8 protein-coding genes are annotated in these 12,465 nt (G+C 70.3%); 3 read left to right on the top strand and 5 right to left on the bottom strand.

Going from position 1 to position 12,465, the window contains the following annotated elements:
• Positions 1–15: 15 nt before the first annotated feature.
• Positions 16–939, top strand: a complete 924-nt coding sequence (gene rarD, locus Q7X29_RS04045; protein ID WP_218721095.1) for an EamA family transporter RarD — start codon at positions 16–18, stop codon at positions 937–939.
• A 162-nt stretch (positions 940–1,101) separates the two neighbouring features.
• Positions 1,102–1,986, top strand: a complete 885-nt coding sequence (locus Q7X29_RS04040) for an ADP-ribosylglycohydrolase family protein (RefSeq protein ID WP_308248643.1) — start codon at positions 1,102–1,104, stop codon at positions 1,984–1,986.
• Positions 1,987–2,094: 108 nt separating this feature from the next.
• Here Q7X29_RS04040 and Q7X29_RS04035 read toward each other — a convergent pair whose 3' ends face one another.
• From Q7X29_RS04035 to Q7X29_RS04025, 3 genes are all read right to left on the bottom strand, one after another.
• Positions 2,095–5,331 (bottom strand): arabinosyltransferase domain-containing protein, encoded by a 3,237-nt coding sequence (locus tag Q7X29_RS04035; protein ID WP_316573336.1) that lies wholly within the window; start codon positions 5,329–5,331, stop codon positions 2,095–2,097.
• A gap of 129 nt (positions 5,332–5,460) precedes the next feature.
• Positions 5,461–5,958, bottom strand: coding sequence for a hypothetical protein (locus Q7X29_RS04030; protein WP_316573335.1), 498 nt, complete (start codon positions 5,956–5,958; stop codon positions 5,461–5,463).
• Positions 5,959–6,015: 57 nt separating this feature from the next.
• Positions 6,016–7,326: a DNA polymerase IV gene (locus Q7X29_RS04025; RefSeq protein ID WP_394358667.1), complete on the bottom strand. Its 1,311-nt coding sequence runs from the start codon at positions 7,324–7,326 to the stop codon at positions 6,016–6,018.
• A 179-nt stretch (positions 7,327–7,505) separates the two neighbouring features.
• Between Q7X29_RS04025 and Q7X29_RS04020 the strand changes: the two genes are divergently transcribed.
• Positions 7,506–8,381: a UTP--glucose-1-phosphate uridylyltransferase gene (locus Q7X29_RS04020; protein WP_218721091.1), complete on the top strand. Its 876-nt coding sequence runs from the start codon at positions 7,506–7,508 to the stop codon at positions 8,379–8,381.
• A gap of 3 nt (positions 8,382–8,384) precedes the next feature.
• On the opposite strand, the gene Q7X29_RS04015 is transcribed toward Q7X29_RS04020, so the two are convergent.
• Positions 8,385–8,894: an NlpC/P60 family protein gene (locus Q7X29_RS04015; protein WP_255588518.1), complete on the bottom strand. Its 510-nt coding sequence runs from the start codon at positions 8,892–8,894 to the stop codon at positions 8,385–8,387.
• A gap of 305 nt (positions 8,895–9,199) precedes the next feature.
• On the bottom strand, positions 9,200–12,331 hold the full coding sequence (gene ileS / locus Q7X29_RS04010; RefSeq protein ID WP_218721090.1) for an isoleucine--tRNA ligase: 3,132 nt from the start codon (positions 12,329–12,331) through the stop codon (positions 9,200–9,202).
• Between the last annotated feature and the right edge of the window lie 134 nt (positions 12,332–12,465).

The following is a 12,465-nucleotide window of genomic DNA, read 5'->3' as shown; positions in this document are numbered from 1 at the left end:
CGTAACATGGGATGAATGCAGCGCAGCCCCTCTCCGCCCGGTGTCGTCTTCGGCGCCGGCGCCTATCTGATCTGGGGCATGTTCCCCGCGTTCTTCGGGTTGCTGGCGTTCGCCTCGGCGGCCGAGGTGGTGGCCCAGCGCATCATCTGGACGCTGGTCGTGGTGTTGATCGTGCTCGCGCTGACCGGACGGCTGCGGCAGATGCGCGGGATCGACGCGCGGACCTGGCGGCTGGCGGCGGCGGCCTCGGCGGCCATCGCGATCAACTGGGGCACCTATGTGTACGGCGTGAATTCCGGGCATGTCGTGGAGTGCGCGCTGGGGTACTTCATCAATCCGCTCGTCACCGTCGCCTTCGGCGTGGTGCTGTTCCGGGAACGCCTCACCCGCGCGCAGTGGCTGGCGCTGGGCCTCGGCGCGCTGGCCGTGGTGGTGCTCACCGTCGACTACGGCAGGCCGCCGGTGATCGCCCTGGTCCTGGCCTGTTCGTTCGCCACCTACGGTCTGGTCAAGAAGGTGATCACGCTCGACGCGCTGCGCGGTATCGCCGCCGAGGGCATCGTCGCCGTGCCGTTCGCCCTGGCCTTCCTGATCGCGCTGATGGCCACCGGCCGCAGCGAATTCACCTCCACCCCGGCCCATTTCGGCCTGATGCTGGCCACCGGCCCGGTCACGCTGATCCCGCTGCTGTTGTTCGCGGTCGCCGCCCAGCGCGTCCCGCTCTCGACGATGGGCATCCTCCAGTACCTCACCCCCGCCCTCCAGATGGCCTGGGGCGTCGCGGTCATGCACGAGCCGATGCCCGCCTCCCGCTGGGCCGGGTTCGCGCTCATCTGGGCCGCCCTGGCCGTGTTCACCACCGACGCGCTGCGCCGCAACCGACGCGCCCGGCGCGCGACCCCGGCCCCGGCTCCCGTCGACCAGGTCACCACGCCCTGACCGGGCCGAATCCGCCGCCCGACACGGGCGCGCCGGAGGGCGAAAGCTGGGTGTGTCGCACAACCCGACCGGTAGGCTCGACAGCTGGACACACGGAGAGCGGGCGCCCGAGAGGGGTGGGTTTCTGTGCATGATGCGGGGTTCTCTGATCGGGTGGCGGGGGTGCTCGTCGGCGGGGCCGCGGGGGACGCGCTGGGGGCCGGCTACGAGTTCACGGTGCCGGGGCCGGGGGCGGTGATCGACATGATCGGGGGCGGGCCGTTCCACTGGGCGCCGGGCGAGTGGACCGACGACACCTCGATGGCGCTGGCGATCGTGCTGGCGGCGGTGAACGGTCCGGGGATCGATCTGGACGCGGTCGCGGCGGGTTTCCTCGCCTGGTACGACTCCGTGCCGCCCGATATCGGGAACCAGACCCGCACCGTGCTGTCGGCCCGGCCGTCCTCGGCGCTGAGCATGCAGGCGGTGGCGATGTCGCTGTCGGGCCGCACCGGCGGCAACGGCTCGCTCATGCGGACCGCGCCGGTCGCGCTGGCCTATCTCGACGATGCCGCGGCCTGCGTCGCGGCGGCGGGCCGGATCGGCATGCTGACGCACTACGACGAGCACGCCGTCGAGGCGTGCAAGATCTGGACCTACGCCGTGCGGCACGCGGTGCTGCACGCCGATTTCGAGGGCGTGCGCGAATACGTCGGCGGTTCACGGCAATCCGAGTACTGGCACGACCGCCTCGACGAAGCGGAGAAGGGCACCCCGGCCGACTTCCCGAACAACGGCTGGGTGGTGCACGCCCTGCAGACGGCGTGGTGGGCCATCACCACCACCGACCAGTCGACCCCCGAGCATCTGCCGCGCGCGCTGGAAGCCTGTGTGCGCGCCGGCAACGACACCGACACCACCGCCGCCATCGCCGGTGGTCTGCTCGGCGCTCGCTGGGGCGCGTCCGCGGTCCCGGCGCGCTGGCGGGCGCTCCTGCACGGTTATCCCGGCCTGACCGGCGCCGATCTGCCGGATCTGGCCCAGCGCATCGCTGCCCACTCCCGTTGAGGAAGACGCGGCGCCAACGCTCCCACGCAGGCGCCGCCCACCGAGTGCCGCCGACGGCATCCCGACCACCGCACCCGGCGCGGACGGATTTCCGCGCCGGAGTACCGGCTACCAGGCGGTGATGATCGGGCCGGGAGTCCAGGTCCCCCAGCGGTTCTCGGAGTCGACCTGCGGTCGCGCGGGGACCGCGGTGGTGTCCAGCGGCAGGTACTGCTCGATCGAACCCCAGTCCCGGTCCCAGTCGTTGTTCAGATAGGTCGGCAGGGTGCGGCCGGTGAACAGCAGCTGGGTCCAGCCGAGCGGCCCGCCGCCGTCGTGGCCCTGCCACAGGTTGGTGATCGTGGCGCCGTTGCGGTCAGGCAGGATGCGATAGGTGGGCAGCTCCGCGATGCCGTTGTAGGTCGGCAGGTGGTTCTGGCACGGGAAGTGCAGGCCCACAGCCCAATCCAGCAGCACCGGGGTCCGGCTGCCGACCAGGGCGTTGAGCGTGGTGGTCTGCGGCATCCGCGGCGGGGTCACCGCCAGCCACTGATCGGGGCCCAGATCCTTGTCCTGCGCGACCAAGCGGACCACGCTCGTGTCGGCGGGCAGCTGGTCGAGCGGGACGCGCAGGTTGCGCCACATGGGCGCGGGACCGATGTCGATCGGCGCGACCCGACCGGTCACCGCGACGGTGCCGTCGGCGGCCGCGGTGCCGTATTCGACGGCCAATTCCTGGCCGGGATGCACGATGCCGTCGGCGTCGACCGAGCGGATCCGGCCCGCCACCGACACCGCGAGCAACGGCCCACGCGGACCCTCCGGCAGGCGGAACCAGCCGGTGGTCAGCGCGGCGGGCTCCTGGGCACCGGCGCGGTAGCTGCCGAGCACGGGCGTGGTCGCCGGGTCGAGGCCGAACGGCAGGGCCAGCGAGCCCTGCCGGGACTCCGAGCCCGCCGAGGTCGAGGCGTCGCGCAGCTTGTCGGGGTCGTCGGAGACCGAATTCGCCTGGCCCGTGGTCGATTCCACCTCGTCGGAGGTGAGGACCGGGGCCACGCCGTCGGGCCGGAACCCGGTCGAGTCACCGGCCAGGGCGGTCGCCACGTCGCCGGTCAGCGGCGCGAGCATCGACGCGTTCGGGTCGGTCTCGACGAGTACCTCGTCGGCCATGCCGCAGCCGCCACCGAAGGCGGCCTCGAGGTTCGACCCGGCCAGCGAGTAAGCCGGGTACTGCGCCAGGGTCGCCTTCGCGAAGGAGGCCACCTCGAACAGCACCATCATCGCGGCGACCACGGCCAGCACCGGGACCCGTGCCAGCGGCCACGACCGGGTGGACGGGCTCGGATGGATGTGGAACCAGGCTGCGGCGGCCAGGCACAGCACGGTCAGCCCGACGAACGCGGTCGAGATGCCGTAGCCGGCGATGCTCGGCGGCTTGTCCCACCACGGGATGCCCCACGACGAGACGTACCAGTAGCCGTTGGCGCCGACGAAGGTCATCGACAGCGCGAAGAAGACGGCCGCGGCGAACAGCGCGCGGTTGCGCAGCGGCCGCAGCACGGCCGGGCTCACCGCCACCGCGGTCACCGCGGCGACACAGGTCGCCAGGCCGGCGAAAACGCCGAACTGATGGGTCCACTTGGTCGGCGAGAACATCATCAGCACCATGGCGGCGAGGGTGATGCCGAGCAGCCTGCGGGTCGGGCCGACCGCCGTGCCGGGAATGTGCCCACCCCGGCGCAACATGGTGGCCGCGCAGACGATCAGCCCGAGCAGCATCGCGAAGACTCCGAAACGGCGGGTCAGCCAGCCGTCGGCGTTGAGCTGCAACAGGTACTGGTAGCGCAGGAACTCGAAGAACCAGGACTCCCCCGGCCCGATCTTGCCGTGCACCTCGAACATCTCCCGCACGCCGGCCAGGGTCCGGTCGGCGAACACGACGGTCAGCACCAGCGTGCCCGCCGCCAGGATCGGCAGCAGCTGCGCGAGATAGCCCACCGTCTTGGCCCGCCGCACGATCACCGCGGTGACGACGCGGGCACCGGCCACCAGCGCGCCCAGGCAGATCAGCCCCGACGGCGCGCCGGTCAGCGTGAACGCCGCGACGATCACCGCGACCGCGAACGGCAGCAGCCGCCGGGTCGCGATGGCCCGCTCGACCGAGACCCAGGTGACCAGCACACCCAGCGCGACGACGAACTCCGCGCGCAGGCCGTTGTTGTAGGGCAGCCAGAACGCCAGGAACACCAGCGCCGCGGTCCAGGTCGCGGCCCGCTGACGGCGCACGGCCGTCCCGAGCCGGGGCAGCACCTCGCGGCTGATCAGCCACCAGGTCAGCAGGCCGGCGCCGAGCGCGGGCAGCCGCACCAGCGGGCTGACCGCGGAAATATGGGTGATCCAGCCGATGATGTCGGTGTAGGGCGTGTAGAACGGCCCCTCGTCGACGCTGAACCAGCGGTAGTAGTTCGACATGGTGCCCGAGGAGCGCGCGCCCCTGGCCATGCCGAGGATGTAGCCGTCGTCGGAGGTGTTGGCGCCGATGAAGTGCCAGACGACCAGGACCGCGAACACCAGCCAGTCGACCGGCCGCAGGCGCCACCAGCGCTGCGGCAGGAACCGGCGGGCCGCGCGGCCGTCGAGCGCGTCGAGGCGGTGCAGGGCGAACAGCGAGAGCGCGGTCGCGAGCAGGCACAGCACGATCACGCCGAGCTTGATCCAGGTCGGCGAGGTGATGTAGCGCGCATCGGCCACCACCCGCACGTCCAGGCCCGCGGGCGGCGCGCCGGTCAGCTCGCTGAAGACGCCGACCACCTGGGGACGCAGGTCGGTGGGCAGCACCACCCCGGACGCGCCGAGACCGGTCGCGGTGACCGCGGCTTGCTGCGGGGTGAGGGCGACCGAGATCGCGCAGCCGCTGCCCAGGACCTCGGCCAGCGGCACCGTCCACAGCAGCGTGGACCGGGAGACCACGTCGACGCGACCCGCGCGTTCGGGTGTGTCGGCGACGACTTTGACGACGAAGCCGTACTTCTCCCTGTCGGCGGACTGGTGCGGGATCGTCGACACCGCGACGCCGCCGGTCTCGGCGAGCGCGCTCAGCGCCGCGCACGGCACGGTGGCGGTCAGCTCGGCGGGCGCGTAGGCGACCAGCGGGGATTCGATCGAGGTGGTCGCGCCGCGCTGCGGCCAGGCGACCGTCGCGGTGTCGACCCGGACCGGCAGGAACGGGATGGCGATCGCGCTCAGCACGCCGACCAGCGCGGCGACGATCGCGACGACGCGGACCCAGCGGTCGGGCCGGGCCCGTCGCGCGGAGTCCGAAACATCCTCGGGCGGATGCCCCGGCCGCACGATCGTCTCTACCACGGGGCCCGATAGTAGCGGCGCCGTCGACGGCTCGCGAAACACGTGCTGGTCACACGCGATCCATCAGGGTCACCGAACGCGCGAACCCCGGCCGCGACGACAGCGGGGCCGGGGTTCGCGGCAGGAGAATCAGGCGCAGGCGACCGACTGCTGCCCCAGATTGGTCAGCATCCCGCACGCCCAGGTCTTCTGGACCTTCCACTTACCGTCCTCGGCCACGAACGGCACATCCACCACATTGGTCTGACCGTTGAGCGTGAAATTCGCCTTCGCGTTCACACTGTCACCGAACGAGGTCACCTCCGTGACCTGCACCTGCACATTGGCATCCTTGGCCGCCTGCGCCAACCGGTTCGGCAACTCCGGATCCGCCGAACCACCCTGCACGAAATCCAGCTTCTGCTCGTTCGGGATCGACGGATCCAACGCCGTGGTCAGCTGCTCGTTGAGCTGCTCGACCGTCGGCACCGCGGGCAGGTTCGCGGCAGCCGAGGCGGAAGCCTTGGCGCTGGTGGTGGTCTTCGCGGCGGGCTTGTCACCCTTGTCGTCGCTGCACGCGCTCAGGCCAAGGGCCGCGACCACGGCCAGTCCGGCGATCGCGACACGTCCGGTCGTACGAAGCTTCAACTGCTCGTCCTTTGCGTTCGAGGTGGGAGTGGTTCCATCGCGGTAGCCGAGGCTACTTCACGCGAGACTGTCGAGGGGATCTGCCCGCGTCAGATCCTGATCGTCGGCTGGAAACGTACGCGCCGGGCCGGGACCTGTCGAGCTGGTCTCGAATCGGACCGTCACCACGCCGTAGCCCGCGCCCTGGACCCAACCGTGGCCGAAGTCGGGGTGACGCACGTCCATGCCGGGGAACCATTGTCCCGCAAGCGGATCGGGGGCGTCGACGGGCTCGCCCGCCGGTGCGGCCGCCTCGACCTGGTCGACGCCGAAGTCCTCGGGAACGGCCTGATCCAGTTCGGGGAACAGTGATTCCTGGCGGACCATCGACAGCCCGCCGTAGCCGACGCCGACGAGCCGGATCGGGCCGAGTTCGGCCGGGTCGATCGCCGAGCGTTGCGCGGCCGCGGCCAGCGTGGTCAGGTCGGCGGTGGCATAGGGCAGGGTGAACGACCTGGTCACGATGCTCATGTCGGACTTCTTGAGTTTGAGCACCACGGTGCGGGCGGCGCGGCCGTCGCGGTCGAGTCTGCGGTGCGCGGCCGCCGCCATGGCGGTGATGGCCGCGCGCAGCTCGGGCAGCGTGACGATGTCGCGCTCGTAGGTGTTCTCGGCGCTGATCTGTTTGGCCTCGGCGCGTTCGGTGACCGGGCGGTCGTCGATGCCGCGCGCGAGCCGGTGCAGCGCCGTGCCGATGCTGCCGCCCAGGATCGAGGCGGCCTCCGATTCCGGCAGCGCCGCGAACGCACCGACCGTCTCGATGCCGAGACTGCGCAGCCGGCCCTCGGCGACCGGGCCGATCCCCCACAGTTTGCGCACCGGCAGCCCGGCCAGCAGCCCGCCCTGTTCGGCGGGCGAGATCACCCGCATGCCGTCGGGTTTGGCCAGGCCGGAGCCGATCTTGGCGAGCTGCTTGCCGGTTCCCGCGCCGATCGAGGCGGTGAGCCCGGTCCGCGCGGTGACCAGCGCGCGCAGCATGGCGCAGTACTGCTCGACCTCGGCCACACTCGCGCCCGCCAGCTCGGCGGGTTCGGCGAACGCCTCGTCGAACGACAGCGTCTCCAGCACCGGGATCCGGCCGCGCAGCGTGTCGAACACCGCGGCGCTGAGCACCGAGTACACCGCGCCGCGCGGCGGCACCACCACCGCCGACACTCCGATCAACCGCCGGGCCTGATGCATCGGCATGGCCGAGCGCGCGCCGTAGACCCGTGCCTCGTAGCTGGCTCCGGCGACCACCCCGCGCTGACCCGCGCCGCCGACGAGCACCGGCCTGCCGCGCAGAGTCGGGCGGGTGAGTTGTTCGACCGAGGCGAAGAACGCGTCCATATCGATGTGCAGCACCCAGCGGCGGGCGGTGACCGCCGCATCTGCCCTGGCCGGGGCGCCTGCGGTGTTGGCGTCGGTGCTCACGCCCGCAATCTACGCGGCGCGGCCGACACATTTTCCCCCGCCGGTTGACAGCTGTGGCACAGCGATCACCCAGTCGGATATGTGATGATCGGTGGATGAAGATCCGCAAGGCTGTCATTCCGGCTGCGGGAATCGGCTCCCGGCTGCTTCCGCTGACCAAGGCGACGCCGAAGGAGATGCTGCCGGTCGGCGACAAGCCGGTCATCGAGCACACCGTCCGTGAACTGGTCTCCTCCGGGATCACCGACATCACCATCGTCGTGAGCAGCGGCAAGTCGCTGATCCAGGACCACTTCCGCCCCAACCCGGCGCTGGTCGCGCAGTTGCGCGCCGACGGCAAGTCCGCCTACGCCGACGCGGTCGAGGAAGTCGGTGAGCTCTCGCGCGCAGGCCACATCACCTACCTCGACCAGCACGGTCCGTACGGCAACGGCACACCGGTCCTCAACGCCGCCCGCAATCTCGGTGACGAGCCGATGCTGGTGCTGTGGCCCGACGACGTGTTCGTCGCCGAGGTGCCGCGCGCCCAGCAGCTCATCACCGCCTACGAGTCCACCGGCTGCCCGGTGCTGGCGCTGCTGCCGATGGCGCCGGGCGAGTCGCAGCGCTACGGCGTCCCGGTGGTCCGCGAGGACCTCGACGACGGGCTGCTGCGCATCTCCGGCCTGATGGAGAAGCCCAAGCCCGAGGACGCCCCCTCGGCGTACGCGGCCATCGGCGGGTACGTGGTGACCCCGGGCATCATCGAGGAGCTGCAGACCCAGACCGAGAACTGGTACACCCACCAGACCGGCGAGGTGTACCTCACCGACGCGATCAACAACTACGCCGCCAACCACGCGGTGTACGGCCAGGTCATCCAGGGTCGCTGGTACGACACCGGCAATCCGGCCGACTACCTGGTCGCCCAGTTCGCCTCCGCGCTCGCCCACCCGGAGTACGGGCCGCTGCTGCGTCAGCTGGTCGACTGAGGCTCAGAAGCGCCGGATCGTGAAGATGTCGAATTCGCGCAGGGGATGCAGCCCCACCGGAACGCCCCAGTCGTGGGCGTCGAGGATCTGGCCCATCCCCGCGTAGATGCCGACGTGCGAGCCGTCGCCGTTGAGGATGACGACATCGCCGGGCGCGAGCCCGCGGAAGGTCACCGGCATGCCGACCTTCGCCTGCTCCCAGGTGGTGCGCGGCAGGTTGACCCCGACCTGCCGGAAGGCCCACTGCACCAGGGCCGAGCAGTCCCACGCGTGCGGCCCCATGGCGCCCCACTCGTAGGGCTTGCCGATCTGGGTGGCAGCGGCGGTGAGCGCGCCGATGCCGGTCGCGCTGGGTAACGGGATCGCGCCGGAGCCACTGGAGCTGCCGGACGAGGAGCCGCCCGAGCCCGACGCGCTGCCGGTCTGCGACCAGGCTGGCCCGGCGAGGACGAGGGTGGTGATGGTGGTGGCGACGAACCCGAAGGCCAACCGTCGCAAGACTTTTCGCCGCATTTGCTGTTCCGCCTCCCCGCTGTTCCTACGGACGTCGGAGCGTGGCGAGAAACTCGCCGGGCCAGGCGTCCCGGAATCGGGCGAACCCGGCGAGCTACCCGTGTTCGGACGAGATCAGACGTAACATACAGCTACTGCCGCCTCAGCGGTTCCATGCGCATCAGCAGTAACACCTCGATTGTGCTCGACGATCGACGGACTGTCACACACATTCAGCAAATTTTCAGCATCGTTATCATCGGCCGGGTGCGCGGACACGAACGGGGCGGGACCGAAAGCCGGTCCCGCCCCGCCGTTGTCGCCGGTCAGGCCTTGCGCACCCGAGCCTTCACCCCACCGGTGAGTTCGGCGGCCTCGGCATCGGTCGCGCCGAAATCGAGCGTGGTGGCGAGGACTTCACCGGCGATCAGATCGCGGTGGGTCCGCGCCCACGCCAGCCGCTCGGCCGGGACCTCCAGGGTGAGGGTGATCCGGTCCGACACCTCGAGACCCTGCGCCTTGCGGGTCTCCTGCAGGTCGCGGATGAGGTCGCGGGCCCAGCCCTCGGCCTCCAGTTCCTCGGTGACCACCGAGTTCAGCACCACCAGACCGGCATTGCCGGGCAGGGCGGCGGTGGACTCGGGTTCGGCGGCCACCAGACGCTGGGTGTACTCCTCGGGCAGCAGGGTGATCCCGGCGGCGGTGACGACACCCTCGGCGGATTCGCTCCACTGCCCCGCCTTGACCGCCTTGATCACCGTCTGGACCTCTTTGCCCAGCCGCGGCCCGGCGGCGCGCGCGTTGACGACCAGCTCGAAGCGGCCGTGCGCGTCGACGTCGGTGGTCAGGTCGACCTTCTTGACGTTGACCTCGTCGGCGATCAACTCGGTGAACGGCGTGAGCCGCTCCGCGTCGGCCGCGGCGATGGTGACCTCGGCCAGTGGCAGCCGCACCCGCAGGTTCTGCGCCTTGCGCAGGCTCAGCACGGTGGAGCAGACCACCCGGACCTCGTCCATCGCGGCCACGAGCTCGGGATCGTGCGGCAGCTCGGTCTCGGTCGGCCAGTCGGCCAGGTGCACCGAGCGCTCGCCGGTGAGCCCACGCCAGATCACCTCGCTGATCAGCGGCAGCAGCGGCGCGGCCAGGCGGGTGACCACCTCGAGCACCGTGTGCAGCGTGTCCACCGCGTCACGGTCCTCGGACCAGAACCGCGAACGCGACCGGCGCACATACCAATTGGTGAGCGCGTCGGCGAACGAGCGCAATTCGTCGGTGGCACCGGCGATGTCGTAGGTCTCGAGCGCCTCGGTGATCACGTCCCGGGTGACCGCGAGCTTGGCCAGGATGTAGCGGTCGAGCACGTGCGGCGAATCCGTGCGCCACACCCCGGGCTTCGAGGCGTAGAGCTGCAGGAAGGTCCACGCGTTCCACAGCGGGCGCAACGCGTGGCTGACGCCTTCGCGGATGCCGCGCTCGGTGACGATGAGGTTGCCGCCCCGCAGGATCGGCGAGCTCATCAAGAACCAGCGCATCGCGTCGGAGCCGTCGCGGTCGAAGACCTCGTTGACGTCGGGGTAGTTGCCCTTCGACTTCGACATCTTCAGCCCGTCGTCGCCCAGCACGATGCCGTGCGCGGCAACAGTTTTGAACGACGGCGAGTCGAACAGCGCGGTCGAGAGCACGTGCAGTGTGTAGAACCAGCCGCGGGTCTGCCCGTTGTACTCGACGATGAAGTCGCCCGGGAAGTGGCTGTCGAACCAGTCCTTGTTCTCGAACGGGTAGTGCACCTGCGCGAACGGCATCGAGCCCGACTCGAACCAGCAGTCGAGCACCTCCGTCACCCGGCGCATGGTCGACTTGCCGGTCGGATCATCGGGATTCGGCCGGGTCAGTTCGTCGATGTAGGGCCGGTGCAGGTCGGTCGGGCGCACGCCGAAGTCGGCGGCGAGCTCGTCGAGCGAGCCGTAGACGTCCAGGCGCGGGTAGGCCGGGTCGTCGGAGACCCACACCGGGATCGGGCTGCCCCAGTAGCGGTTACGGCTGATGTTCCAGTCGCGCGCGCCCTCGAGCCACTTGCCGAACTGGCCGTCGCGGATGTGCTCGGGCACCCAGCTGATCTGCTGGTTCAGCTCGACCATCCGGTCGCGGAACTTGGTGACCGCGACGAACCAGGACGGCACGGCCATATAGATCAGCGGCTGGCCGGACCGCCAGCTGTGCGGGTAGGAGTGCTCGATCGTCTCGTGCCGTAACAGCTTTCCGGCGGCCTTGAGATCCTTGATGATCACCGGGTTGGCGTCGAAGACCATCAGGCCCTCGTACGGCGGCACCATCGAGGTGAACTTGCCTGCCGGGTCCAGCGGCTGGACGATCTCGATCCCGTTCGCCGAGGCGACGTCCATGTCCTCCTCACCGAAGGCCGGCGCGAGGTGGACTACGCCGGTACCGGAGTCGGTGGTGACGTAGTCGGCCTCGAGCACGCGGTGCGCGTTCGGGTGGCCGAGGAAGAAGTCGAACGGCGGTCGGTAGGACAGCCCGGCCAGCGCGGCGCCGTCGTACTCGCCGAGCACCTCCGGCTCGTCACCGAGCTCGCGGGCGTAGTGCGAGACCCGTTCGGCGGCAAGCACATAGCGCTTGCCGTCGGCGCCGCGCACGTGCACGTAGCGCACGTCGGGGTGCACCGCGATCGCCAGGTTGGACGGCAGCGTCCACGGCGTGGTGGTCCAGATCAGCGCGTTGGCGCCGTCGAGGGCCGCGAAGGGATGCTCGGCCGGGACGACGAGCTGCATGTCGACGGTGACCGCGGGGTCCTGCCGCATCTTGTACGCGTCGTCGAGGCGGGTCTCCTGGTTCGACAGCGGCGTCTGCTCGTACCAGCTGTAGGGCAGCACGCGGAAGCCCTGGTAGATCAGGCCCTTGTCGTAGAGCGACTTGAACGCCCACATCACCGACTCCATGAAGTCGAGATCGAGGGTCTTGTAGTCGTTGTCGAAGTCGACCCAGCGCGCCTGGCGGGTCACGTAGTCGCGCCACTCGCCGGTGTAGCGCAGCACCGAGGACTTACAGGCGGCGTTGAACTCGGCCAGCCCCATCTCGTCGATCTGGGACTTGTCGGTGATGCCGAGCTGCTTCTCGGCTTCGATCTCGGCGGGCAGGCCGTGGGTGTCCCAGCCGAAGCGGCGGTCGACCTTCTTGCCGCGCATGGTCTGGAAGCGCGGGATCAGGTCCTTGACATAGCCGGTGAGCAGGTGGCCGTAGTGCGGCAGGCCGTTGGCGAAGGGCGGGCCGTCGTAGAAGACGAACTCGGCCGCCCCGTCGCGGTTGGCCAGGCTGGCGCGGAAGGTGTCGTCGCGCGCCCAATAGTCGAGTACCTGCTGTTCGAGTTCCGGGAACGACGCGCCGGAACCGGCGCCGAAGTCGACCCGGGGGTACGCACCGGTGGTTGTCTCGTCCGCCATCGCGGATCTGCTCCTCGTGCCGCCGCGCCGTCGGCGCGAATCCTGGGCACGGGGACGATGTCGGCGCCGGTGCGCCGTACCGCGGTACCACCCCGCTTGCCCGTGCCGTCCCGAGGGAGCGGCGCGAGCCTCTC

This window comes from Nocardia canadensis, assembly GCF_032656385.1.
GTDB classification, from domain to species: Bacteria; Actinomycetota; Actinomycetes; order Mycobacteriales; family Mycobacteriaceae; genus Nocardia; species Nocardia canadensis.
Note: the sequence above shows the minus strand (reverse complement) of the source record. Positions and strands in the feature narration are given on the sequence as shown.